Consider the following 25,932-nt stretch of genomic DNA (forward strand, 5'->3'; position numbering starts at 1 on the left):
GCGGCAGAGAGATCGATCGGCTCCCACACCGCGGCCTCGCGTGATGCTGCTACTCCGCGGCAGAGAGATCGATCGGCTCCCACACCGCGGCCTCGCGTGATGCGGTAGCCGACACGGAACCGGGCTTGACGCCGCGCCGATCGAGAAGTCGGATCACAGCGGCGAGCGCGGCGTCGGCGTCGAGCTCGAACTCCGATTCGCGCACCCGCGCGAATTCCCAGCCGCAGCGCCTTAGTTCGCGTTCGCGTTCCATATCCGACCGCGCCTGGGCCCCGGTTGAGGTGAACTCGTCTCCGTCGCATTCGACGGCCATCCGCCCCTCGGATCCGGTGATCACCAGATCGATGGTTCGGTTGTTGACAACGACTTTCGGCGTCACGTGATAGCCGAGGCTCGCCAACCGATTGAACACCCGCTGTTCGAAAAGGCTGTCAAAAGGTTCGACACGTTCGTCGTCGGGGACATCGGAGGGCATCGGAGCGATCGTCGGCCCCTGGTTGGCCTGCATGTACCCCAGCAGCGAGTAGCGCAGATCGTTGGGGCGCAGATCATCGAGCCCGACCGAGTGGAACAACCACACCTGGTCCATGGCGCGCGATGCGGCCACGTTGATCCGACGTTGCGATTCCGCACGGGTCAGCGCACCCAGGGATGAAGGATCGGAGACCACCATCGACAAGAACATCACGTGGCGTTCGTCGCCCTGGAAGTCGGGCGGGGTGCCGATCCGGATGCGACGGGCACGCCAGGTCTCCTCGTCGACAGCCTCGCGCAACAACCGGGTGATCTCGTCGACCTGTTTGGTGCCCTGTAGCGCGATGATGCCGAAATCGAGTCCGACGTAGGCAGGATCGGCCAGACAATCGAGGAGTGTCGCCACGATCGCGGCGGCTTCGGCGTCGTTCACCAACGACTGTCCCTGCCCTGTCGCGACGCCGTCGACACGTACGGTGCGCAGCGGATCGAGCCGGTCGGCACCGAACTGTCGGACTGGCACGAGTGGCGACCCGGCGTAGAACTGTCGAGACGAGAACTCGATGATCTCGGGCATGGAGCGGAAGTGCTCGCGCAACCGGATGAGATGACCGAATCGACTGCGCAACAACGAGAAAAGACTCGATCGGGGCGTCAGGCCATCGCGAAGATAGTGCGGAAGGTCGGGAAGCTCTGCGTCGAGGCGGGCGAACGCATCGTCGAGCGATGTTCCGGTGAGTCCGCGTGGTGCACACTGCTTATCGTCACCGACAACGATCACGCGCGGCGCGAGCCACAACAGGAAGGCACTGGTGATGTCGGCTTGACTCGCCTCGTCGACGATCACGACGTCGAATGAATTCGGTTCTGGCGGAAGCATATCGGCAACCTGGCCGGTCGACATGATCCACGCCGGAACCGCGGACTGCGCCTGCTCCATCGCCTCACGTGCCGCCGTGCGGAATCGGTTGGCGTGCTTGCCCGAGCCCTTGCCCAGATTGATCATGTGGTCGCGGTAGGACTGCAATGCCTGTACCTGCGCCACGGTGGTGCGCGCGAGACAGGCACGCCAGGCGCGCGCCGCCGCGAGCTTGGTGGTCAATTGCGCGATGTCGGCGTCGGCCTCGTCGAGCGCAGACGTCAATCGGGCCTCGGCGTCCGGGTCGCTGCGCTCGGCCGCCCACGTCCGCGCCCTGCGCCACTCCCACGCGGAGACCACGTCGCGCAGCCGGGCGTCCCAGGCGGGGTCGTCGGGCGAGGTGGCCAACGCGGCATAGAACTCGGGCGCCTTGCTGCGCAGTCGCAACGCGAGCAGGTCCACGGCCGCCTGGTCGTTCAGTTCGCTCCGCGCTGCGGAGAACGCGCGCCGCGCCGCACGGATGGCCTGCGCGTCGGCGTTGGCGAGTGCAGCCACGAGCGCATCGCCCTCGGGCGACGGCCCCTTCTCGACTTCCGTCGAGAGTCGGTAGGCGTGGTCGGCCAGCTCCTGCTCGGCGAGAATCGCGTCGTTGGCCGCAGCGATCGACGCACCTTGACGGGCAACCTCGGAGACGTCGGCGACACTGCGCGGCCGAGGACCGCCGGGGCTGATGTACTCGAGTTCGCGGATCAACTCATCGCGCGCCGAGAGTAGATCCGACACCCAGGCGAGCTGGGTGTCGAGACGGACGAGCTGGTTGAGCTGCTTGGACCGCGAGCCCGCGGTGTCGACGGGAACATGCAGATCAGCGAGTACACGGTGGACCTGACTCACCGCATCGAGGACCGCGAGATGGTCGGCCACAAGCGACAGACTTTCGGCGTCGGTCGGAGCCCTGCCGTCGACAGTGGCGATGACGCCCGACTCCTCGACCGCGCGTTGCTGTTCGGACCTCAGCAGGCGACCACGCCAACGCCCGCCGCCACGCAGATACTCGGCCGCTGCCTCAAACCGGTCACCGTCGCCCGGTCTGGCGTTCTCGACCACGATCACATGGGCGCCGATGGCACGATCTCGTTGCGCGGCGTCGCCGATCACCGGAGAGAGTGCCGTCACGCGTGACCACAGATGCGCTTCCTGCCCGGCGAGCAGCCGGTCGGCCATATCGACGATCAGCGGTGGAAAGGTCGCAACCTCGCCGGAAACCACCGCGAGGTGGTCACAGATCCCCTTGATGCGCAGCAGGCGTTCGCTGACCACGTCCGACAGGATCGACATGAGCGAGCCGCTGCCGACCATCGGCTCTTCGGGCCGGCGCCCGATCCGCTCGCAGATCGCATCCATCGTCATCGCATCCGGCAGATACTCCTCGAGGTCGGGCAGCCGCTGCGCGAGGCGACCGGACTCCTCACCGACACGACGGAGCAGGTCGAGGAGTCGGCTGAACTCGGCACCATCGAGTGGCGGCAGCGCACCCTCGAGCGGTCCCGGGAGCCAGTCGAAGCGCTCCGCGTCGGCGTTGCACGCGCGGACGATTTCGGCTGCCGTGCCGCGATAGTCGCCTGCGACCCACTCGTGTACCTCGGTCTCCGACGATCGCAGGTCCCACAGTCCGCGCAGGGCGCGCTCCCTGCGCTCGACGGCCTGCGCGCGGCGGTAGGCGAGATCATCGATCTCTGCGTCGGCGACTCCGGCAGAGAAGCTGGACTTGCGGTCCGCAATCGCCTCGACTCCAGACACAACGGCGTCATAGCTGTCGGTGCTGACGTCGGCGAGCGACACCGTCAGTTCGCGCAGTTCCGGCGGGAGGATGTCCCGCAACACCTGCAGCGCGTTGACCTTCTCACTGGTCACCAGCACGCGCTGCCCCTTCGCGAGAAGCGCGGATAGGACGTTCGCGATGGTCTGGGTCTTTCCGGTGCCGGGCGGACCCTCGACGACCACCCCGCTGTCGACTCCCAACTGGGCCAGCACGTCACGCTGTTCGACGTTGGAGGCAAGGGGAAACATGGCGTCGGAGACGAGTTCACCCGGCGGAGTCGTACCGGGCCCCGTCAATGCCGCGAGTCGATCGGCCGCCTCGATGGGTGCGACAAGCTGTGCCACACCGAGCGGAACCTCGGTCTCGTTGTCGCGCAATGCTGCAAGCATCGCGTCGTAGAAGCGCAGCGCCGAACCGGTTCCCCGATTACGCAAGACGATGGCCGGCGCGAGATCGACGGTCACAGACAGTCGATCGTCGTCGACGCCAACGCCGTCACGCCAGGATGAGATGAGTTGCCCGGCATCTGAATTCGCAATGTTCGTCAAGCCGGCGACGCGGGATCGCTGCTTGACGGCGTCGGACAGATCTATGCCGTCGATGGACGCGAGCAGATGGGTGTCGTGGAACATCGGCACGGCGGCGGAACCGAGTGAGAACCGAATTGCCCCCGAGTCGGGATCACGCTCTGCGACGACGTCCTGGGTCAGCAAGTGCTCGCGAACGAGTGGTTCGACGTCGTTTTCCCTGTCGACCACGGTCACGAGTCCGCTGGCGAGGACGAGTTCTCGCGACTCCGGTTCAGCGAGGAGGTCGTCGACGATTGCCGATACCTGGGCGTACGAGTCGTCGCCCGGAGCTACGTCGACGATGGTCTGCCCCGGTGCGGCGACGGTGCGCATGGGCACCGATGTCGACCTGCCCAACCACAGGACCGCGGGGTGGGAATCCACGGTGCTGACCGACACCGACCGTGATCGAACGAGGCCGCGGAGAAAGCCGAGTAACCTCGACACCTGATCCCGACGCTCATCAGGAGTGTCGTTGACCATGTGCTTGTTGCCTTCCCGCCTCGATACCAGAGTTCATCAACGCTACCAAGGCCACGGTGAGCCGGTCGTGCCGACGACCACCGTGTCGGGAAGCGGCTCAGCGACCTGAGGTGCTCCGTAGGGCGGGGAACCCACCGTCGACGTAGTGCACGTTGGTGTAGCCCAGGCCGGCGATCTGCTCGGCGATGCGCGGTGCCTGCGAACGCACCGATACGACGGCGATTTCGGTGTCGCGGTTGCTAACCAGCGGGAACGACCCTGTAGGAGTGGGTGCGAGTCGCGTCGCGACCTCAGTCGGGTCGACGACGACTGCGCCGGGCACAGAGCCCTGATGGCGGACGACCTGCGGACGGGCGTCGACGACGACGGCGTCACCCTGCTCGACATGATCGATGGCTTCTGCTGCGGTAATCGAACTCACCACTGACACTGGTGACTCACTCCTGATATCGAACTTCTGCTTCCGTACGGGAAGCTGTGCGATTGACGACGCACAACTTCTCCCCCAAAAAGGTTACGGAAAGATATCAATCTGTCCACCTGCGCACCAACCGCCAGGTCTCGCGCATGGACGCGACGAACCGCGGCGTCAGCCTCGACCGCGACCCGCCACGCGCGGATTGGCACGCTTGCCCCAGCTGTCACCACGCTTGCCGTGACGATCGCGGTTGAAGCCGCCACCGCCCTGACCATTGCGTTTTCCGCCACGGGCACGAGGCGGCCCCTGATCGCGCCGGATATCGATCGGATTCTTGCCGATTCGCGTATGCCGCAGACGATCCAAGGTGTCGCGGTCGAGATCCTCAGGAAGCTCGACGAGCGAGAAGTCGTCGCGGATGCTGATGTTGCCGAAATCACCTCGCGTGAGCCCGCCCTCGTTGGCGATAGCGCCGACGATCGCACCTGGCGACACCTTGTGTTTGCGTCCGACGGCGATCCGGTAGGTGGCGAAGGTGCCGCCACCCGAGCGCGGAGCACGTTCCCGTCGCTCGGGCCGCTCACCCTTCGGCGGGTCGGGCGCCATCAGGAACCCGCCGTCGCGGGTCTCGAGCGCCAGCGCTGCCGCGATGTCGGCCATCGCGACGTCGTTGTCACGCGCGTAGTTCTCGATCAGCTGCCGGAACATGTCGAGGTTCTCCGACGCGAGGTTCTCGGTGATGGAGTCGGCGAAGCGAGAGACGCGCTGCGCGTTCACGTCGTCGACCGACGGCAGATCGATCTCGGTGAGCGGTTGACGCGTCGCCCTCTCGATGGCTCGCAGCAGGTGACGCTCCCGCGGTGAGACGAACAGCAGAGCGTTGCCCGACCGTCCGGCACGCCCGGTGCGTCCGATGCGGTGTACGTACGACTCGGTGTCGTGCGGGATGTCGTAGTTGACGACGTGCGAGATGCGATCGACGTCGAGGCCGCGCGCGGCCACATCGGTGGCGACGAGAATGTCGATCCCTCCCGCCTTGAGCTGATTGATCGTCCTCTCGCGCTGCGCCTGCACCATGTCGCCGTTGATGGCGACCGCCGAGAACCCTCGCGATCGGAGCTTCTCAGCGAGTTCCTCGGTCGCCTGCTTCGTCCGGACGAACACGATCATCGCGTCGAATGTCTCGACCTCGAGGAAACGCGTGAGCGCGTCGAGTTTGCGCTGGTGAGAGACCTGCAGATAGCGCTGGGTGATGTTCTGCGCCGTCGCGGTCTTGGCCTTGACCGTGATCTCCTGCGCGTCATGCAGATAGCGCTGAGCGAGTCGTCGGATCGCGCTCGGCATGGTTGCCGAGAACAGCGCGACCTGCTTGTCGTCGGGAGTCTCTGCCAGGATGCGCTCGACATCCTCGGCGAAACCCATCGTCAGCATCTCGTCGGCTTCGTCGAGCACCAGGAAATCGAGCTGGGAGATGTCGAGGGTGCCCTTGTCGAGATGGTCGATGACCCGCCCGGGGGTACCCACGATGACCTGCGCACCTCGCTTGAGGCCCGCAAGCTGGACGCCGTAACTCTGCCCGCCGTAGATCGGCAGCACGCGCACGTCCGGCATGTGCGCCGAGTACTTGCCGAACGCCTCGGACACCTGCAGAGCGAGTTCGCGGGTCGGAGCGAGGATCAGCGCCTGCGGCCTACGGATCTGCGGGTCGATGCGCGACAGGATGGGAATGGCGAATGCCGCGGTCTTGCCGGTGCCGGTCTGCGCGAGGCCGACGACGTCGCGCCCCTCCATGAGCGGAGGGATCGTGGCCGCCTGGATGGGCGACGGGGTCTCGTAGCCGACATCGGCGATGGCGTTGCGAACGCGTTCGTCGATGTCGAGGTCGTCGAAGGTGATCGACGGTGCGTCGGGGGTCGGGCTGTCGGTCATGGTCTGGGTGTCCCGTTCATCGACTCAACTCTAATCCGCGGAAGCGCCAACAGCGGAATCAGAGCGCCAAGACGCGCCATCGAGGCGAGCAATGCAGCGTGCGACTAATATCCTCGCCGGTACACGCTACTAGCCAAGGAGTTCCCTACACCATGACACTGGGGGTCGCCCCGCCAGAACGGCGTGCCGTAGGGCAGAAGCCGACTCCACAAAACCCGACGCCTGGCTCCGCAGCGTCGATCTCAGTGGAGTTCGTCATCAGCGCTGCGGGAGGCGCCTGCCTCGACGCCCCGCCGCACATCGTGGAGCCGAACGCGCTTCGCAGGACACCCTCATACCTTCGGCGACCGAAGTGACTCGCAACCGAAGCACACGAACAGCAACCTGCGCCGGCATCCTCATACTCGTCGTCGCACTACTCAACGCCTGCACGTCATCTCCCACCACGACACCAGGCACTGCCACACCGAGCACAGCTCACACCGTCGCCGATTACCCCATCCGCTGGCTCCCCACCCCCAACCTCGACCTCACCAGCCGCGACGGCACCTTCGTCCGCGGCATCGCCGAAACCTACCTCCACGCACGCCTTCTCGGCGACCCAGGACTGACCCCCGGATTCACCGACGCCATCCGACCCGCCCTCGACTTCGACCTGATGCGCAAAAAGTTCGGCACCCTCAAGACCGACCACGAACCCCCCGAAACCATCTACCTGTTCGCCGCACCCTTCCCCTACGACCACCTCGCCGACCACCCCACCGACATCGGCCAAGGCCACACCCTCACCCCCGGAATGGGCGCCGCAGCCATCTGCATCGCCGGCCCCCATCCCCCCGCCACCGACCACGCCCTGTTCTTCTTCACCTACCGCCGCACCGGAAAACCACCACCCACCAACCAACACGGACCACAGACCGCACCCACCACCAACATCTTCGGCAACTGGACCGGCGTCGACTGGATCGGACCCGCAGTGCAAATCACCGACCGCTGCAACCACCCGCCCACCACACCTGCCGACACCGACACACTCCACACACCCAGCCCAGGCTGGCCACACTCCACCCAATAGGACCCGCCATGGCGCACGAACTCGACGGACTCCCCCGCACATCGTCGCCGCGCTGAAAGCCCCACCGGGAACGACAGTCGAAGACATCCTCGCCGACCATCCGACAGGTCCGTGCGGACAGGAGGTTGAGTTCGCCGCTCGCCTCGAGACGGCGTGTTTCGAATGGCACACCCGCAATTCCTGGCTCACGATGCCCGAAGAAGTCCGGAACGAACTCGCCAAGCAGGTCCGCTTCGAGATGGAGTGGGAACGCGACCACTGAGTGACAGAAGGCGCCCGAATGTGACGCACGCCACTGCCCTGCTACCCTCAGTGCCAACATATGTGAGCGGCGACACGTCCGCCCTCGCCTATGTCCGAAATGCCGGATCACACGCTTCCAGGGAGCCACCTACATGCAGCAGTACGCCACTCCGTCGGATCTGACCGTCGAAGACAAGGCCACGCTGGTCGATACCCTCCTCCGTTACCGTGACGAGCGCCCGACGCTGCCACTCTTCAAGCGCCTCTCGTCAGGCCAGTGGATCACGGTGACCGCCAAGCATTTCGCCGACGAGGTCGACGCAGTCGCGAAGGGTCTCGTCGCATCGGGCGTCGAGCCGGGCGACCGCGTCGCGATCTGTTCGGCCACGCGCTACGAGTGGTCGGTTCTCGATTACGCCATCTGGCGCGCGGGAGCGACGACTGTCGCGGTGTACGAGACCTCGGCTCCCGATCAGGTGCAGTACCTCCTCGACGACTCCGGCACCGTGATGCTGATCGTCGAAGACGACAACCATCGCGACAAGTTCCGCGAGGTGACCGACGCACTCCCTGCCGTCCGCGAGACGTTGGTCATCGACAACGGAGCGATCAACGAACTGAGTACGCGCGGGAAGGACGTCCCCGACGCCGAACTCGATGCGCGGCATGCCAATACCGTTTCCTCCGACGCCGCGACGCTGATCTACACGTCGGGCACGACCGGCCGACCCAAGGGTGTGGTGCTCACCCACGCCAACTTCCTCGCCGAGTGCGCTGCCACGCGCGAGGCCGTCGGGTCGGGACTCGAAGAAGGCAATTCGACGCTGCTCTTCCTGCCGCTGGCACACGTCTTCGCCCGAGTCATCGCGGTGGCGAGTCTCGAGAGTGGGGTCATCGTCGGCCACACGAGCGACATCCCACACCTCGTCGAGCATCTCGCGACCTTCAAGCCGAATTACGTCCTTTCTGTGCCGCGTGTTTTCGAGAAGGTCTACAACTCGGCCAAGCAGAAGGCGTATGACGGTGGCAAGGGGTCGATCTTCGACAAGGCCGCCGACACCGCGATCGAGTACAGCGAGGCTCTCGAGCAGGGTGGTCCGGGGATCGCACTGAGGCTCAAGCACGCGGTGTTCGACGCCCTCGTCTACAAGAAACTGCGCGCGGCTCTCGGCGGCAACTGCGATGGCGCGATCTCCGGCGGCGCCCCGCTCGGTGCCCGCCTCGGGCACTTCTTCCGCGGTGCAGGCGTTCCGGTCTACGAAGGCTACGGACTGTCGGAAACCACCGCGGCGATCACCGCGAACAGCGAAGAACACCAGCGTGTGGGTTCGGTCGGACGTCCCATCCCCGGCGTCTCCATCGCGATCGCCGACGAGGACGGCGAGGTGCTCGTCAAGGGGCCGGTGGTGTTCACCGAATACTGGCACAACCCCGGCGCCACCGCGGATGCGATTCGTGACGGGTGGTTCCACACCGGTGATGTGGGGCACCTCGAGGACGGCTTCCTCTACATCACCGGCCGCAAGAAGGAACTGATCGTCACGGCCGGAGGCAAGAACGTCTCCCCCGCCCAGCTCGAGGACTCGATCCGTGCGCATCCGATGATCAGCCAGTGCCTCGTCGTCGGCGACAACAAGCCCTTCATCGCAGCGCTCATCACCATCGACACCGAGTCGGTTCCCGGGTGGCTGGAGCGCAACGGGCTGGCGTCGGACACCTCGCTCTCCGACCTTGCGACCAACGAGAAACTGCGCGCGGAGATCGCCGAGGCGGTCGACGCCGCCAACGCGAAGGTGTCCAAAGCCGAGGCGATCAAGAAGTTCAACATCCTAGACACCGACTTCACCATCGACTCGGGTGAGCTGACACCGACGATGAAGCTCAAGCGCAACGTCATCCACTCGGCTCATCAGAAGGCGATCGCCGACCTCTACACGTGATCGCCGACCTCGTCATGTGACGGCACTGTAGACACGTTTCACACCCGCACCCCGCGTGGCCCTGCACGGCCACGCGGGGTGCGGTCTTCTACGCTCGGGTGACCATGACTCGTGATCTCGCCATCGACGCCACGCGCGGCGTCGCCATCTGGTCGATGATCACCGCACACTTCGCGCTCGGTATGCGCATCGCAGAGCCGACGCACGCCTTCCCCTACGTCGACGGAATGTCGGCGTTCGTTCTGTTGTCGGGATTCGTCCTCGGACTGGTGTATCAGCGGTGGATCGAGCGGCACGGGCTGCGGTTCGCCTACCGCCGACTCACCAAGCGGATCGTCGTGCTCTACGTCTGCCAGTTGACGATCGCCCTCGTTGCCGTAGCCGCCGCCATGGCCGGTCATCGCTGGCTGACGCTCCTGTTGCCGATCGACGGGTGGCTCGACGGAATCCGGTCGGCATTGGCCATGGACTACCTGCCGAGTGGTGGCAACATCCTGTTGCTGTACATGGTCTTGATGGCGTCGGCGTATGTGGTGTTCCCCCTGCTGATGCGCGGGTGGTGGGTCTTCGTACTCGTTACATCGGCGGCGCTGTACGTGCTCGCGCAGATCCACTCCCCCGGCTGGTTCTTCCTCACACAGTCGATGGCGTCGCCGCGCACCGAGAACTGGGCGGCCTGGCAGATCATGTTCGTCCCTGCAGTGGTCGTCGGGTGGAACTGGCGTCGGTGGCATGGAGCTCGATTCATCGACAAGTACCTCGTCGCGATCGTGGCGGGAGCCGTGTGCGTGTGGGTGGTGTTCCACTACGTCATCGACACCGGCCCCTGGGCCGAATTCGAGCCACATTTCGCCGACAAGGTGTCATTCGCCCCGGCTCGCGCACTGGGTGCGTGGGTCGTGGTCCCGGCTCTCTACGGCATCTTCCGCGCGCTGCTGCGTGTGTGGCATCACGACTGGTTGCGTCCCCTGGTGATGACCGGTGCCCGCAGCCTCGACTCCTACGTGATTCAGGCCATCGCTCTGATCATCGTGCCCATCCACATCGCCCATCGGCCGTGGGCCGAGACAACCGCGGTCGCAGCCACCCTGCTCGTGTTCGGGGCCTGCTGGGCGTGGGCGGAGTTCCGGCGCGTCGTCGGCATCGACAAGCTTCATCGGATACCGACGATCGCCTACCGCGCGACGCGCATCCCCGCTGCTCCGCCGTCCGACGGCTCGGCTGCTCCTAACTCGGAACGCGAACCTGTCAGCGAAGCTGTACCCGGTTGAGTTCCGTAGCCGTTGACTGGTCCGGGAACTCAGGTCGGCTGCGCAGAAAGTTACGTCCCTCGAGGCCTCCGCATGTACCGGTACGTGCGCAGGCCCCGAGGGACGTGGTTTTCTGCGCTGCGATCCGACCTATCTGAGCTGCGCGGCCTGCCTCAGCGAGTCACCCATGCCCTGGCGATGTCGAGTCGCTGCCAGCCGCCGCTCGGTCCTGTCTTGTCGAGCGGATAGCCGCCGGGAAGGGCTGTGCGCGCCAATAGGTCTCGCAGCTGTTGCGTCGACCAGCCCGGGTGCGCGGCACGGATCAGGTTCTCTGCACCTGCCGGAACCTGTACGGGCGCTGCGGGTCCCGTTGGCAGGAAGGAATAGGTGGCGCGCTGCCGGTAGCTGCGCAGGGCGTCGCCGGTCGACACGTACGGCTGCTGGCATCCGACGATGCGGCCGATCGGTGCCCCGACTCTGGCCGCGAGGACGGTACGCAACTCGGTGCGCGCTTGAGCCAGTAGCGACGCAAACTTGGGATCGGCGATGACCTCGGAGGTGATGTTCTCCGCGAGCATCCGGCCACCGATCACGTCGAGCGGATAGTGAACCCCTAGAACGATGCGGTGGTAGCCGTATTCGGCGCCGCGCGCGAGAACCTGGGGTCCGACCTCGGGCAGCATCGTCGCGATCAAGAACGCCTGAGCGTAACCCCAGGTGGTGTGACCTGAGGGATAGGAGCCGCTGCCACGCACCGACGCGTACAGGTCGGGCCGACCATCGCCGTAGTGGCGAATGAACGTGGGTGCGACCTCGAAGGGACGCTTGTAGTCGAAGTGCTTCTTCTCCTTTGAGGTCCCCACGCGTTCACCGACCAACGCCTTCTCGCCGAGCAGCAGTTCGCTGGTCTTCGGCAGCTGTCCCGCCTTGAGCGCGTCGTAGAAGGCGGGGGAAAGCGTGGAGCCGAGGGCGTTGAAGATCGCAGGCCCCTCGATCGCATAGTTGTCGTCGACGGCGTAACTCGACACCTTCTGGCTCGCAGTATTGTTCACCGCAATGGTTTCCAGGAGATTCTGCTGTTTGATCGCCGGGGAGAGCGAACTGAACGCGTCGAGAGTCGCGATGTGATCCGAGGGCTTCGGCGTGCTGAAGGGTGCCGCCTTGTCGCCCGTGGAGAAGCCACCCGCCGTCGAGACCGTGGTCGGCGTGAACGCGCACGCTGTCGGGGCGGCCGACGCCGTGCCCGGGATCAGTAGTCCCACCGCTGCGATGACCGGGACGACGGCTGCGGTCAGTATCCGACGGCTACTCCGTACGCGCATCATGCTCCTCCCGACGAGACGCCCCGGCCCGGGGCGTGCTGAACCCACTCAGCTGACCAGCCCGCAGCAACGCGACGTCGACGATCCGGTGAACGTCAGATGACCAGCACTGTCCCAATGAGTCGGGGTCGGACAATCCGGTCGGTTCACCGTCGAGGCGTCAACGGACCTCGTAGAGAATTCCTCGACCGATCGCCTCGCGCACGACCGGCAGCGCAGCCTGCGCAAGCGCCTCGGCGTCAACACCATGAAATCCTGCGAGGAGGTCGATGAGGGCGCCGAGTGGTACTTGGCCCCGACAGCCCGCGAGTAGCGCCCGCGAGACCTCGTCGACGCCGAGTACGGCACCGGGGCCGCCTGGGCGCCGAACGGTGGCACCGACCTCCTGCCAGCCGTCGTCACCGGGCAGTGACTGCGCGTCGAGGAACACCGGAGCGGTCTTCAGTCGTGCGGCGAGCAGCGCGGCATCGGTCGTCTCACGCAGGTACTCGCGGCGATCGAGGAACGCCCTGGCCTCGGCGCCGGTGACCTCCTCACCGGCACCGGTGATCTCCTCGAGCACGACGTCGGGCGCGCCGCTTCTGCCGTTGCGATCGCGAAGCGTGATGACTCCCATGCCGATTCCCGCGATGCGCTCTTGCTCGAACCAGTCGAGCCAGGCCGCACCCCTCGCGGCCACCTGAGCGGGCTCCTCGCCGGCGTCGGACAACCACAGCGAGACATAGTCGACCGGATCGGCGAGTTCACGCTGCACGACCCAGCCGTCGAGGCCGGTCTCCGCGATCCAGGAACCGACTCGTTCGCGCCAGTCGGTGTCCTCGTGGACGATCCAGTTGGCGAGCAACTGCGCGGTGCCACCAGGTGTCAGGTGTTGGGGTACTTCACGAATCAGTCGGGCGCACAGCGCATCACCCTCCATCCCGGAGTCCCGATACTCGTAGTCCCGCGATCCCGCACCGACGACGAAAGGCGGATTGGACACGATCACATCGAAGCGTTCGTCACCGACCGGATCGAACAGACTGCCCTCACGCAGATCCCACGTCATCCCGTTGAGGCGCGCGGTCGCCGCAGCCAACGCCAGCGCTCGGGGGTTGGTGTCGGTCGCGACGATGCGGTCGGCGTGGGTGTCCAGGTGCAGCGCCTGTATTCCACAACCGGTACCCAGGTCGAGTGCGGACCCGACCGGGTCACGAATGATGGCGCGCGCCAACGAGATCGACGCACCGCCTATGCCCAGCACGTGATCGGGGGCAACCGGACCTGATCGCATCGCGGCGTCCTGGTCGGAGACCACGAGGTAGTCCCGGACGTCGTCGGCGTGCGGTCGGATGTCGAGGATGGCGCGGACCCGCCCATCGCCGACGCGCTCGACGACGCCGTTGCTGATCAATGCGTCGAGCGGCGTCGACGTGAACGCCTCGACCACGTCATCGCACGGTTCGTCGGACCCGAGAAGGAACAATCGGATCAGCGTCGCGAGCGGTCGACGTGCGGCGGGAGCGGCCGTGGTAGCCCGAAACGCGGGCCACCACACCCCCCTGCCGAGTGCGGAGTTCGCGTCCTCGCCGAGCAGGTCGGATACGCCTTCTGAGTCGTAGTGCGCGGCCCGGAGGTCGTCGCCGAGCGAATCCACAACCACCTCGTCGGCGAGTGGGTGGCGATGGTCATGTGGGGAAATGCGATCACGGTCCTCTCGACATCCGATCAGGAACCGGCCCGGAGAGCTGGTCCATGCCAATCGTAGGACCGACGTCGGCAACAACGTGACACAGGACACTCGGACCACATGTCGCAAGTATCTGTACTGCCTGCTCCCTGTGCCCTACTCTTCCGAGTGTCCGACGAGACCTGATAGTGACCTGAGAGTGTCATTAAGGTTATGCTAACCTCACCAACTGTCGCCCGGCGTCTGCGCCTGCGACACGGTGAGTGAGCAGTCGGCAGCAGCCATTCGGTTGAGTACATGAGAAGAGAGAGCTTCATGGTGCGAGGCGGGGGTCAGGACCATTCGGAGACAGCAGGGCGGTCGAGGACCGGAGTGACGTGGCTCGTCCGGGTCACCGCGGCCACCACGCTCTGTTCGGTGTTCGCCGCTGGGGCGACCGGAAATGGCGCGGCAGCAGTCGTGGCGACCCAGGCTGCGCACCAGCAGCAGGTTGCCACGTCCGTTGCGCAGAAGAAGGCCAAGCCGACGCCGAAGCCAGCCGAGACGTACGACGAGCGTCTCGACCGCATCGGTGAATCGAAGCGGTCACTGCTGGCCACCCCCAAGGAGAACCTGGGCAAGGAAACCACCTGCGTCAGTGCAGAATTCACGACACTATCGGTCGTCTACGACTCCCTGTTCGAGTCCATCCTGCCGTCGCTTCCGCCGCAGTTGAAGCAGAACGCGTTGGCTGCCCGCGCGCAGGCACACCGCGACATGGACCAGATGAACGTCTCGACGCTGGCCATCTCCGACAGCCCGCTCGCCCTGGGCGCCGACACCGACGACCCATCACTGAAGTACCGCACCCCCATCTCACAGTGGATCGTCGTGCAACTCCTCAAGATCCGCGATGGCAAGCAGAACGACGCCATCCCGGTCAGCCGCATCACGCTCATGCAGGCGGTCGAGACCGCCTGGCTGTACCTGTTCGCGACGGTCGTGGCGCCGGCAAAGGTGCTGTCGCAGATCGCGCCGATTCCGGGCAGTCCAATACCTAGCACCGAGAACGGGCAATCAATCCAAAACACCCTCGCGGGCTTCATCACCTGGAAGAGCATCCTGCAGTTGGGAGTCTCTGCCAGCGCGCTCGGAGCCCAGTACACCTATCAGGCCATCGCCAGCTCGATGATCAACCAGTGCGTCGCGCGCGTCACGAAGGAACAGAAGGACGACGCCGGCCGTCCGAGTGAGACCGTTCGCTACAACATCCCGATCCCGGCGATCGTGCAGGACATCGCCGATCAACTCGCACTCGCCGATAACAAGACCTGCGCTCCGGTCGGCTCGCTTCCGTTGTCACGCATCGTGACCCGCACCTCCGACTACGCGCAGACGATGGTCACCACCGAGGCGCAGAAGCGCAACATCCGCAACGAGACCAAGCGCATTCTTTCGACGATGCGCTCGACGCCGATCCCGCACAACCTGATTCCTGCCGATCCCGCGGACTTCAACACGGCGGAATCGATTGCCTCCTACATCGGCACGATCATTCCCTACGTCGGCGGCGCACCCCTCGACATCGCGTTGGGCCTCGGGCACAACATCGGCCAGGGCGACAACCTCGCGGCGACGGTACCGCTCTCCGACCTCACCGTCACCAAGGGAATGACCGCCGCGTACTACTCGCTGTACCTCTCTCTGTATCTGTTCAGCACAGCGGGCGGACTCGTGGAGTCGGCGGGCCTCGAGGCCGCAGGCATCACAGGTCTTCCGCTCACTCCCGTCCGCCTGCTCAACGCGGCCGGATCTGCGGCCATCACCTACGGACTCGTCAACTACCACAACGTGATCCGCTCGATGTGTCTGCGTGAAGACGACACCACGGGCACCGGGCTGGGCGCCGAGCAGAACAAGAAGCTGCGCGACGCCAGGGACGGTCTCCGCACCGAGAAGATCGACACCGAAAAGTCCGACGCGGAGAAGTCGCTAAAGCCAGGCACTTCCACGACGTCGCCGTCGGTGCCCGCCGGTGAGGACCGTCGTCGCGCGGCAGCCCCCTCGACGAAGCCCGCGATCACTCCGGTGCCGGGGCTACCCTTCACCATTCCGGCCGCCGGCTGACCTCGGTCGCAGATCCGGTTGCGATCGGTCTCGATCTACGAGGACGATCGCAACCGGATTCGCCGCACTACTTCTCGGACGTGCGGCGAAGCCGGGTATTGACGAATTCGCCCATCCCCCACCGACCAAGCTCGCGACCATAGCCGGATCGCTTGACCCCGCCGAAGGGCAGTCCGGGCAGCGTCGTGCCGTGCTCGTTGATGTAGGCCATACCGACGTCGAGTCGGTCGGCAACCTGCTGCGCCTTCTCGATGTCGGTACTCCACACCGATCCGCTGAGCCCGAACTGGACGTCGTTGGCCACGCGGACAGCGTCATCGATCGAGCTGGCCTTGTAGACCATCGCCACCGGGCCGAAGATCTCCTCCGAGTACGCATCGGCCTCGGGAGTGATGTCGGTCAGAACTGCTGGCTCGAGGAAGGCACCGCTGTCGCCGATCGGTGTGCCACCGGTGTGCAGTGTCGCTCCCTGTTGTACAGCCTTGTCGATCTGCTCGGCGACGGTGTCCCGCGCGCTTTCCGACGACAGCGGTCCGACCTGTGTCGCCGGGTCTGTCGGATCTCCGACCTTCGCAGACTTGAAGGCCTCGACGAGACCGGCCACGAAGTCGTCATAGAGGTCGTCGAGCACGATGAACCTCTTCGGCGAGTTACAGGCCTGACCCGTGTTGGACAGACGAGCCCGTGACGCGACCTTGACCGTGCGGGCCATGTCGTCGGTATCGAGCACGACGAAGGGGTCGGACCCACCGAGTTCGAGCACCGACTTCTTGAGGTTCTTGGCGGCCTCTGCGCCTACCGCGGCACCCGCCGCCTCACTACCGGTCAGCGATACACCGCGAATAGCAGTGTTCTCCAACAGTTTCGCCACCTGGTCGCTGTTGATGTACGCGTTGATGTAGACGTCCTCGCCCACGCCCGCCTCGTGCAGGACGTCCGCCATCAGCGCCGACGACGCCGCACAGATCGAGGCGTGCTTGAGGATGATGGTGTTGCCCAGCATCAGGTTCGGGGCCACGAAACGTGCCACCTGGTAGTAGGGGTAGTTCCAGGGCATCACTCCGACCAGCGGCCCGATGGGGCGGCGTTGGATGAGCGATTCGGCTGCGCCCTGGGGATCGATCTTCTCGTCTACGAGTAGGTCGGGCCCGTGGTCGGCGTACCAGCGATAGATGCTGGCGGCCAATTGCACCTCGCCGACAGCCTGTTTGGTCACCTTGCCCATTTCGGTGGTGATCGCCGCGGCCAGCTCGTCGGCCCGCTTCTCGTAGAGATCCGCAGTGCGCGAGAGCATCTCGGCGCGCGCAGCCGGCGAGGTGTCCCGCCATTGCGTGTACGCGTCGAGCGATCGCTTGGCGAGCGCGTCGAGTTGGTCGTCGGGAAGAGTCGGGAATTCGCGTTCGGTGACGCCGGTCGCAGGATTTGTAGTCACATAGCTGCTCATATCCCGACGCTACGGACGCGATCACACCAGCTGTGCCCGAAATGTCCATCTTGATCCGATCGCAACCCGTTGCGGCCACATCGAACCCATGTGCACCACGAGTAACGTGTGCCGGGTGTCCGCACACGTCCTCGGCAGGATTCACGCCGCGCTCGCCACGGCAGGCTCGCGCCAAGCAGTGATCGTCACCGCCGGATCGTCGACGACCTCCGGCCACGGCCTCGACGACCAGTCACACAGCTGGGTGCAGCGGTGGGCCCGAACGGTGCAGGCCGCGTATCCGCGTCTGGACGGCCGACCGTCGCAAGGTCGCGTCACCCTCGCGGGTTCGTCGATGATGTCAACCGCCGTGCCCGGCGTCGTGGTGGTCAATGCCGGTGTCTCGGGTACGACGTCGGCGAATTACCTCAATGACACGAGTCGGGCGGCGATCGCGTCGTTGCGGCCGATCCTCATGACGCACATGGTCGGTTCCAATGATTTCGGGGACGGTGTCGATCCCGCGATCTACGAGCGCAACATTCGTGCGAATCTCATGTACTTCGCTGACGCGTCGCCGGCGATGGTGCACGTTCTGGTGCACTCCTACCACCGCATGGATACCGCCGACGGGACGATCTCGTGGACCGATTATCGAGATCGGTTGCGCGCCGTCGCATCGGACGCTCCCGACGCAGTGCTGCTGATCGACGCATCGGAACCGTTCAGCGCGGCGGGCCTGCCCGAGGCGGATCCGTTACACCTCATCGCCTCCGACGCAGTCCACATGACAGTGGCGGGACACGATCTGTTGGCGTCGACGATCACTGCGGCGCTGCGCATTCCGCTGCCCGCCCCGATTCGCGCCGATGGACGTCGACGCGTGTGGTGCTCCGACATCTTCGCCCACTGCGGCGAGGTGGTGGGCGCACCATCGGACTCAGCGTGGGGTGGCAACTCGGTTATCTGGTCGGGCGAACCCGGAGAGTATGTGGTGGCCGACGGCGCGCTCCGCAACACCGGGAGCCGACGTGGTGTTGTCGGAATCGAGATGCCGGTGCCGGACTACGAACTCACCGCCCGCCTCGCAGAACTCCCCACCGGCGAGCCGCGGCAATGGTTCCTCGATGTACGACGACAATCGCTGCAGACCGCCACAGCACCCGACGCGATTCGGTGCAGCGTCGCGCCGGACGGAATGCTGAGCCTCCTCCTGCGCGTCGACGACCGCCTGATCGACCTCGCCGAACCACACACGATCACACGCCCCGGCGACCTCCTCACCCTCGGCGTCCACGGCGACGACGTCTGGCTCATGCGGAACGGAATCGTGGTCCACGTGGCGCGCGTCGAGAGCGTCGCACAACCGGGCGCCGCCGCGGTCGCCAACGGCGTAGGCGCGCGCGGCGCGATATCGGAGTTCGTCGTCGACACGATTCTCTGAACGCCACGATCCCTGAAGGTCGCGAGCATCGGATATCGCTCCGGCTCCGCACATCGTCACGCACCCGTTCGGACCTGCTGACGGGCATCGCTCGCTAAGGTGGCGATCGTGCAGGCATCTCGGCGCGGGGACAGACCAGACGGCACGCTGCGTCGCGGGCCCGGCCCCGCCCACCCGGTCAACTCCAAGCCACTCGCTGGTCTGACGTCGCTGCAACCGTGGGTGTACGCCTTCACGGCGGAGGCCGATCGTGAATTGGTCTTCGACGTCGGCGACTGCGACCTCGTCGGGCTCGTCATCGACGGCGAGCAGGAACTCGTCTATGCGCTGCATCCCGTGTTCGACGCCGACGAGCCAGACGTGCGGGACTCCTATGCGGGGACCGCCGTCGCACTCGACCTCGAATTCGACGACGGGAGCACGCTGTCCGATCAGCGTCTGCGCGACCAACACGGCGTCATCGTGGATCCAGCGGCGCAGTACGATTCGCGCACCGTCTCCGTCGACCAGTGGACTCTGAAACGAATCCGGTTGTCTGCCTTCGCCGATCGTCGCATCACGCGGGTGCTGCTACGGATCACGGCGCCCGTACGAGCCGACGGGACTCGTACACGACGACGCATGCACGGATTCCTCGACGACGTGGGGTTACGCCGCGCCGAACCCGAGTCACTCGAGCGCATTCATCGTGTACGCACGACCCGCGGAACGCACTCGAGTGACCGCTTCTCCCGCGGAAACTGCGCGCCGTTGGTGGCCTCACCGCACGGATCGGTGTTCGGCTTGCCGATGACCGACGGAGGGAACCGGGGATGGCCGTACTCGTACCACGAGGCCAACGACACCGAGAACCGTTCGCGGCTACAGTCTTTCGCGACATCCCACATTCCCAGTCCCTGGATGGGCGACCGCGGCGTGCTGCAGTTCTTCCCTGCGGTGCGTCGCCGTCCACCGCTCGACCGCGACGCCCGTGCGCTTCGGTTCTCACACGAGGACGAGGCCGACCGACCCGATCGCTACGCCGTTCCCCTCGGCGGAGGCGCCGATCACGGTGGTATCGACGCCGAGCTGACTGCGGGCTTGTGGTCCGTGTGGCTTCGGATGCGATTTCCCACCGATTCCGGGTCCCTCATCTTCGACCAGTTCGACAATGCCGGCGCGCTGGTCCTGGACAAGGCGACCGACGGGCTTGTCACCGGATTCGTAGACGGACCTGGCGGATTGGTCACCGTCCCCCGCATGTACTTCTCAGCACGAATCGACGTACCGGTGACCTCGCTCGCCCATGCCGATTCGACGCACGAACGTAGCGCGGTCCTCGGTTCGATAGACCTTGACGTGTCCAACAACCGGCGCGCCGTTCTCGCCGTGGGAACGTCGTTTATCAGTATCGAGCAGGCGCACCGCAACCTCGACTACGACATGTGGCTCGCGCGAGGCGGTTTCGACGAGATCTGGGCGACCAGCCGAACCGCGTGGAACGATATCCTCGGCCGGCTCGACGTCGAAGGTGCCACCGCCGACCAACTGACCACCCTGTATTCGTGTCTGCACCGCGTGCACCTGTACCCGAACATCGCACACGAGAACGTCGGCACCCCACACAGTCCGCGCATGGCGTACGCCGATCCCTTCTGCTCAGCACCAGTCGACGGTCCCACTCACACCGCACGACCCGTCGTCGAGGGCACGCTGACGACGACTGACGGATTCTGGGACTCGTACCGGGCGAGTTGGCCGCTGCGCACACTCGTGTGGCCGACGTCGACCGCGGAACTCGTCGACGGCTTCGTCGAGCACTACCGACGCAGCGGCTGGACGAGTCGCTGGTCGGCTCCAGGCCCTGCCGACATCATGACCGGCACCAGTAGTGACGCCGTTTTCGCCGACGCTGCGCTGGCAGGTCTGGACTTCGACCTCGAATCCGCATACGACGCATGCCTTCGGAACGCAACCACACCCTCGGACGACCCGCGCGTGGGACGAAAGGGCTTGCAGCGTTCACTGTTTCGAGGGTTCACCGACACCGAGACCTTCGAGGGCATGAGCTGGACCGTCGACGCCGCCATCAACGACGCGGCCATCGCGGTGTTCTCGCGCGTGCTCGCCGACCGGTTTCCGACGCACCGTCGGATCGACGAATTCCGAGCCAACGCGACGTGGTTCACCGCTCGAGCCACGAACTACGCCAGCGTGTTCGATGCGCAGACCGGCTTCTTCCGTGGCCGCGATCGATCCGGCGGGTTCCGACCCATCGACACCTTCGATCCCCGCAACTGGGGACTCGACTACACCGAAACCAACGCGTGGGGAACATGTGTCACCGCACCACAAGACGGTGAGGGCATAGCTGCGCTGCACGGCGGGCGCGACGCCCTGTGCCGACGGCTCGACGAGTTCCGCGCGCTGCAGGAGACCGGACGCGACGACGTCCGCGGCTCGTACCCCGTTGTCATCCACGAGATGCGGGAGGCCCGCGACACGCGTATGGGCATGCTCGCACTGTCCAACCAACCGGCCCACCACATTCCGTTCATGTACGCATTCGCGTCAACACCCGGCAACCTCGCCCATGCCAGAACCCAGGAGATGGTGCGCGAGGCGACGCAGCGACTGTTCCTCGGCTCCGAGATCGGACAGGGCTACCCGGGCGACGAGGACAACGGCGAGATGTCGGCGTGGTACCTGTTCGCTGCCACCGGCCTGTACCCGCTGACCATCGGTTCCGGAGAGTTCGTGATCACCGCACCGACGTTCCCGTCGATAAGCTGGACGCTCGACGACGGCGCCGTCGTCCGCGTCGAAGCGCCCGCGGCGTCGGCGACCAATCGCTACATCGAGTCGGTGACCATCGACGGCGAGCCGTGGCAGCAGATCACGGTCCCCCGCGAGCGATTACGTCACGGTGCGCTGATTCGCGTCGCACTCGGACCAGAACCGACCCCCTGGGCCGCCGGCTCGGTACCACCATCACTGACCCCGCCCGGCGCGATGCCCCGACCGCCGCGAGATCTGACCTTTCCCGAGGACGCAGCCCGCTGTTCCCGCGGACCGAGCGACGCGGGCAACGCCTTCGACGACGACTCGTCGACGCCCCCGTTGACGTTGACGGCCGGGCAGGCGGTCGGCTGGGCGTTCGACGTCCCGACACTCGTCGACAACTACACGGTCACCCCACGGTCTGCGGGGACGGCGGCATGGACGGTCGAGACGCTCGATGCGAGCGACACGTGGATCGTCGTCGACGGACGAACGGCCACGTTCCGTTGGGACAGACAGACCCGGATCTTCACGCTGCCGGTGCCGACCACGACCTCTGAGATCCGACTACGAGCCACCCACGACGTCGAGGTGTCGCAGCTGGAGTTCTTCCGGCTGAGCACCGAAGATGATGGTGCGCGAGGGGGGACTTGAACCCCCACGTCCTAGGACACTGGAACCTAAATCGAGTACATGGCCCCTGTTGCGTCTTGTGCGCACATCTGACTTGCATGTTCTCTAACAGAGCGGAAGGCTGTCGGCACGAGTTCTGTCAACTACGTGGCAACGTGCCAACAATCGAATGCAAGCTACAAACGTGACAGCTACGTCGCCTGTTGGCATCGCCTGTCGGAGTCGTACGCGATACTGCTCACGTGAACCGCTTCCACATCGATGCTCAAGACGACTATGTAATCCGGATCGCTCACCGTGACGATCCTGTACGCGCCGTCGTTGAACTTGTCTGGAACAGCCTCGATGCCGAGGCTCACAAAGTAAGCATCGACGTTGAACCCGATGGACTAGACGGCATCGCTCGGGTGACTATCACTGACGACGGCCATGGAGTGATGCCAGAAGAAGTGAAGTCAAGCTTCGGGCATCTGGGGGGCTCGTGGAAGCAGACGGCAAAAAAGTCGCCCAACATCAACCGACAGCTGAATGGCCGCAATGGCCAAGGGCGTATTCGCGGCTTCGCATTGGGTGATCTGATCAAGTGGACGACAACTGCTCGCAATACACCTGGCGAGTTGAAGCGCAGCGTCATCAGCGGATCGGTGAACGATCCAACGAACTTCGAGAGCGACACGCAGCCGACGCTCCCTGGTGATACCGCCGGAACAGTCTTCGAGGCGATCAACCCACCGAAGTACATCACTCGCATTGAAGCCAAGAGCGCAGTAGGCCGACTGACTACAACCTTCTCAGTCTTCTTGACTGAGAACCCGGATGTGAAAATTCTGTTCAAGGGCGATGAGCTCGATCCTACAGCGGCCGAACGGCACCGCTTTGAGAAGGAACTGGTCGAGTTCAAGAACGACAAGAACCAGATCCCCAAGCTCCGGATCATTGAATGGCACGAAGCAGCCGAACGCGCTATCCATCTGTGCGACACAAAGGGAACCATCCGGACTTCGGTACATCCGAACATCCACACGCCCGGACTCGAGTACACAGCGTTCATCTTGTGGGATCACTTCAATGACTTGAGCGATGAGGAACTTGCAGCCGCCGAGCTCGATGGTCCAGTCAGTGACGTTGTCACCGCCGCACGAAAAGAAATCAAGGAGTACTTCAAAGATCGCGACGCTGCCCGTCGTGAGGAACAGGTCAAGTTATGGGTTGATGACGGGATCTATCCGTACGACAAAGACCCCGAGGATGAGCTTCAACGCCTTGAACGCGAGACGTTTGACTTCGTCGCTACCACCATCGCCCGCAAACTGCCGAAGAGCGAAAAGCAACAACGCGGGATGCTCGCGCTCTTAAAGACGACCGTTGCAAACAGCCCGGACGAGACCATGCAGGTGCTCGAGAGCGTCATGGGGCTACCGAAGCATGAAGTCAAACGTCTCGCATCGCTACTCGACCGAACACAGATTACCCAGCTCATCGAAGCAAATACGAAGCTCGTGAATCGGCTCGATTTCCTTCAGGCGCTGAAGCAGATGGTCTTTGATCCCGAGACGAACAAGTCAACACAGGAGCGAACCCAGCTTCACGCCATGCTCGAGAAGAACACTTGGGTCTTCGGCGAGGAATACGACCTCATGGCAAGTGACCGCAGCCTCGATACGGTTCTCGACCGCTACATGGCACACATCGAAGGTGTAGCGACGAAACCAAAACCCGTTCGTCGCGCAGATGGCTCAGTCGGACGAGTCGACATGATGCTCGGCCAATCCCGACCTGCAGTAGGACGAAACGACTATTTGGTCGTAGAGCTCAAGCGCCCCAGCGTGACCATCTCCGCGAAGGAAGTCAACCAGATCAAGTCGTACGCAGATGCCGTAACGAGCGACGCGCAGTTTAAAGGTCGAAAGTCACACTGGGACTTCGTCCTGGTGTCGACCAAGATTGACCGCCTCACTACGAAAGATATTCAAGACAACCCTCTAGGCTTACTGGCCGATTGGCGCGACCAAGATCCGCCCGCGCGAATCTGGGTGAAAACCTGGGCGCAGATCATTGACGAGCGGGCTGATCAGCTTCGCTTCTTCAAGGATGCACTGAACCACGATGCGTCACGTGAACACGCGATTGACTATGTGAACAAGCACTTCGCCGAAGAGACGGTGCCAGACAAGCTTAGAGCTGCTGGCGCATAGCGATCATGGGTTTAGGGGCTGCTTCTTGAAGATGTTCACCAACCGACTACCGGAATGCTCAGCGCTCTCAATGTCGAGCGGGTTGTACGAGAAGAAGTTGTGCAGGTCGGCGAAGTTGATCACCACCACGTCGTCGGCACGGTTCGGCGGCACTTGCACTAACGCCCGGTCGATGAGGTCGCCGTCGCGCTCGATCACCAAGCTTTACGCAGAGTTAGCCGCGAGTTGTGTCAACTTGTGTCAGATTTCTGGGCAGCGTGATCCTCGAAGTGCCAGGGATAGGGTGCCTCACCCGTGTTGACCAGCTGGTGCGCGAGGGGGGACTTGAACCCCCACGTCCTAGGACACTGGAACCTAAATCCAGCGCGTCTGCCAATTCCGCCACTCGCGCGTGCGCACTCAACAGTACCGGTCGCGCGGCGATAGACCCAGGCCAGGTACCGTCGAAGGTATGTCTACTACGCGTCGTGGTGCCCGTCGGCACCGCCCGGCACTGTTGGTGCTGGTGGCGCTCGCCGCCGTCGTATGTCTCGGCATGGCGTGGTGGCAATGGGACCGATACGAGTCGACGAGCGGCACCGGCCAGAACCTCGGGTACGCGCTGCAGTGGCCCGCCTTCGCGATCGCGTTCGTCTGGGCGTACCGGCGTTTCGTGGTACTCGAAGCCGACCCGGATGAGGTCGAGAAACTCAGGCCGCACGGCGTCACCGAGATACCCGAGGGCATCCTGCCCGAGCGAGCCGACACACCGAGCGCATCGTCTCTCGCCGCCGACCCCGCACACGACGACTCCACGCTCACCGACTACAACCGATACCTCGCCGAGCTCGCCGCCGCAGACCGCGAGCACCACGCGGCGGAGCCTGTCACAGCGCCCGCAGCGCGCGGCGACACCACACACACGGAGGAACACCACAGGTGAGCAGCGAGACCCCACAGACCGTCGAACCAGCGCAGTCCGCTCAGACGACCACGCCGGTGGCCAAGGTACGGAGCGCGCTCACGCGTTACCGCGTTCTCGCATGGATCACCGGTATCTGGCTGCTGCTGCTCGTCGTCGAGCTGATCATCAGATACGGGTTCGGCAATCACGCCCTCGACTTCGTGCCGCCGGTCCACGGCTGGATCTACTTCATCTACCTGATCTGCGCGATCGACCTCGGCATCAAGGTGCGCTGGTCGGTCGGAAAGATCGTTCTGACCGCCATCGCCGGCACCATTCCGTTCCTGTCCTTCTACGTCGAGCACATCCGGACGAAGGAAGTAAAGGCGCAGTTCAACATCTCGTGAACGCGGTGCAGCACCGCGTTCATGTGAC

The 25,932-nt window shown here is 64.6% G+C and carries 16 protein-coding genes and 1 tRNA gene; 9 read left to right on the top strand and 8 right to left on the bottom strand.

Annotated elements, in window-relative coordinates; genetic code table 11:
- Nucleotides 1-49: 49 nt before the first annotated feature.
- The 3 genes from GOACH_RS17745 to GOACH_RS17755 all read right to left on the bottom strand — a co-directional run bounded on the left by GOACH_RS17745 (nucleotide 50) and on the right by GOACH_RS17755 (nucleotide 6,554).
- The gene (locus GOACH_RS17745) at nucleotides 50-4,207 is read right to left on the bottom strand and encodes a PDDEXK-like endonuclease domain-containing protein (RefSeq protein WP_005177726.1); all 4,158 of its coding nucleotides are present in this window, start codon (nucleotides 4,205-4,207) and stop codon (nucleotides 50-52) included.
- A gap of 97 nt (nucleotides 4,208-4,304) precedes the next feature.
- The gene (locus tag GOACH_RS17750) at nucleotides 4,305-4,637 is read right to left on the bottom strand and encodes a rhodanese-like domain-containing protein (RefSeq protein ID WP_005177728.1); all 333 of its coding nucleotides are present in this window, start codon (nucleotides 4,635-4,637) and stop codon (nucleotides 4,305-4,307) included.
- A gap of 159 nt (nucleotides 4,638-4,796) precedes the next feature.
- The gene (locus GOACH_RS17755) at nucleotides 4,797-6,554 is read right to left on the bottom strand and encodes a DEAD/DEAH box helicase (RefSeq protein WP_005177731.1); all 1,758 of its coding nucleotides are present in this window, start codon (nucleotides 6,552-6,554) and stop codon (nucleotides 4,797-4,799) included.
- A 352-nt stretch (nucleotides 6,555-6,906) separates the two neighbouring features.
- Between GOACH_RS17755 and GOACH_RS17760 the strand changes: the two genes are divergently transcribed.
- The 3 genes from GOACH_RS17760 to opgC all read left to right on the top strand — a co-directional run bounded on the left by GOACH_RS17760 (nucleotide 6,907) and on the right by opgC (nucleotide 11,083).
- On the top strand, nucleotides 6,907-7,629 hold the full coding sequence (locus GOACH_RS17760) for a hypothetical protein (RefSeq protein ID WP_005177732.1): 723 nt from the start codon (nucleotides 6,907-6,909) through the stop codon (nucleotides 7,627-7,629).
- 395 nt (nucleotides 7,630-8,024) lie between these two features.
- Complete coding sequence (locus tag GOACH_RS17765; RefSeq protein ID WP_005177734.1) at nucleotides 8,025-9,812, top strand: AMP-dependent synthetase/ligase; 1,788 nt, start codon at nucleotides 8,025-8,027, stop codon at nucleotides 9,810-9,812.
- A 104-nt stretch (nucleotides 9,813-9,916) separates the two neighbouring features.
- The gene (gene opgC / locus GOACH_RS17770; protein WP_085950625.1) at nucleotides 9,917-11,083 is read left to right on the top strand and encodes an OpgC domain-containing protein; all 1,167 of its coding nucleotides are present in this window, start codon (nucleotides 9,917-9,919) and stop codon (nucleotides 11,081-11,083) included.
- A gap of 152 nt (nucleotides 11,084-11,235) precedes the next feature.
- Here opgC and GOACH_RS17775 read toward each other — a convergent pair whose 3' ends face one another.
- Together GOACH_RS17775 and GOACH_RS17780 are read right to left on the bottom strand one after the other, a co-directional pair.
- Complete coding sequence (locus GOACH_RS17775) at nucleotides 11,236-12,384, bottom strand: phosphatase PAP2 family protein (RefSeq protein ID WP_005177739.1); 1,149 nt, start codon at nucleotides 12,382-12,384, stop codon at nucleotides 11,236-11,238.
- Nucleotides 12,385-12,544: 160 nt separating this feature from the next.
- Nucleotides 12,545-14,026 carry a DUF7782 domain-containing protein gene (locus tag GOACH_RS17780; RefSeq protein WP_040519067.1) on the bottom strand — a complete coding sequence of 494 codons (1,482 nt, stop codon included), beginning with the start codon at nucleotides 14,024-14,026 and terminating at the stop codon, nucleotides 12,545-12,547.
- Between the two features lie 399 nt (nucleotides 14,027-14,425).
- Here GOACH_RS17780 and GOACH_RS17785 point away from each other — a divergent pair, with 399 nt between their 5' ends.
- Entirely contained in the window at nucleotides 14,426-16,159 is a 1,734-nt protein-coding gene (locus tag GOACH_RS17785; RefSeq protein WP_005177743.1) for a hypothetical protein, read from the top strand.
- A gap of 67 nt (nucleotides 16,160-16,226) precedes the next feature.
- Here the strand turns inward: GOACH_RS17785 and GOACH_RS17790 are convergent, their stop codons facing one another.
- Nucleotides 16,227-17,603 (bottom strand): NAD-dependent succinate-semialdehyde dehydrogenase, encoded by a 1,377-nt coding sequence (locus GOACH_RS17790; protein WP_005177744.1) that lies wholly within the window; start codon nucleotides 17,601-17,603, stop codon nucleotides 16,227-16,229.
- A 115-nt stretch (nucleotides 17,604-17,718) separates the two neighbouring features.
- On the opposite strand from GOACH_RS17790, the gene GOACH_RS17795 reads away from it, so the two are divergent.
- From GOACH_RS17795 to GOACH_RS17805, 3 genes are all read left to right on the top strand, one after another.
- Nucleotides 17,719-19,026: an SGNH/GDSL hydrolase family protein gene (locus GOACH_RS17795; RefSeq protein ID WP_005177746.1), complete on the top strand. Its 1,308-nt coding sequence runs from the start codon at nucleotides 17,719-17,721 to the stop codon at nucleotides 19,024-19,026.
- 108 nt (nucleotides 19,027-19,134) lie between these two features.
- On the top strand, nucleotides 19,135-22,440 hold the full coding sequence (locus tag GOACH_RS17800; protein ID WP_005177748.1) for a GH92 family glycosyl hydrolase: 3,306 nt from the start codon (nucleotides 19,135-19,137) through the stop codon (nucleotides 22,438-22,440).
- Between the two features lie 221 nt (nucleotides 22,441-22,661).
- Nucleotides 22,662-24,614, top strand: coding sequence for an ATP-binding protein (locus GOACH_RS17805; protein WP_052004062.1), 1,953 nt, complete (start codon nucleotides 22,662-22,664; stop codon nucleotides 24,612-24,614).
- A gap of 3 nt (nucleotides 24,615-24,617) precedes the next feature.
- Here the strand turns inward: GOACH_RS17805 and GOACH_RS17810 are convergent, their stop codons facing one another.
- Nucleotides 24,618-24,815 (bottom strand): hypothetical protein, encoded by a 198-nt coding sequence (locus GOACH_RS17810; RefSeq protein WP_157227823.1) that lies wholly within the window; start codon nucleotides 24,813-24,815, stop codon nucleotides 24,618-24,620.
- Nucleotides 24,816-24,920: 105 nt separating this feature from the next.
- A tRNA-Leu gene (locus GOACH_RS17815) sits at nucleotides 24,921-25,005 on the bottom strand.
- A gap of 60 nt (nucleotides 25,006-25,065) precedes the next feature.
- Between GOACH_RS17815 and GOACH_RS17820 the strand changes: the two genes are divergently transcribed.
- Complete coding sequence (locus GOACH_RS17820; protein ID WP_040519068.1) at nucleotides 25,066-25,536, top strand: glucitol operon activator; 471 nt, start codon at nucleotides 25,066-25,068, stop codon at nucleotides 25,534-25,536.
- Nucleotides 25,533-25,904 carry a DUF3817 domain-containing protein gene (locus GOACH_RS17825; protein ID WP_005177762.1) on the top strand — a complete coding sequence of 124 codons (372 nt, stop codon included), beginning with the start codon at nucleotides 25,533-25,535 and terminating at the stop codon, nucleotides 25,902-25,904. Before GOACH_RS17820 ends, GOACH_RS17825 begins: the two co-directional genes overlap by 4 nt.
- The last annotated feature ends 28 nt before the right edge of the window (nucleotides 25,905-25,932 follow it).

The sequence above is a fragment of the Gordonia aichiensis NBRC 108223 genome (assembly GCF_000332975.1).
Lineage (GTDB): Bacteria > Actinomycetota > Actinomycetes > Mycobacteriales > Mycobacteriaceae > Gordonia > Gordonia aichiensis.

Excerpts from the sequence above, each read along its gene's own strand:
- GOACH_RS17820 (WP_040519068.1), top strand. The coding sequence starts at position 25,066 with ATGTCTACTACGCGTCGTGGTGCCCGTCGGCACCGCCCGGCACTGTTG.
- GOACH_RS17745 (WP_005177726.1), bottom strand. The coding sequence starts at position 4,207 with ATGGTCAACGACACTCCTGATGAGCGTCGGGATCAGGTGTCGAGGTTA.
- GOACH_RS17775 (WP_005177739.1), bottom strand. The coding sequence starts at position 12,384 with ATGCGCGTACGGAGTAGCCGTCGGATACTGACCGCAGCCGTCGTCCCG.
- GOACH_RS17755 (WP_005177731.1), bottom strand. The coding sequence starts at position 6,554 with ATGACCGACAGCCCGACCCCCGACGCACCGTCGATCACCTTCGACGAC.
- GOACH_RS17790 (WP_005177744.1), bottom strand. The coding sequence starts at position 17,603 with ATGAGCAGCTATGTGACTACAAATCCTGCGACCGGCGTCACCGAACGC.
- GOACH_RS17765 (WP_005177734.1), top strand. The coding sequence starts at position 8,025 with ATGCAGCAGTACGCCACTCCGTCGGATCTGACCGTCGAAGACAAGGCC.
- opgC (WP_085950625.1), top strand. The coding sequence starts at position 9,917 with ATGACTCGTGATCTCGCCATCGACGCCACGCGCGGCGTCGCCATCTGG.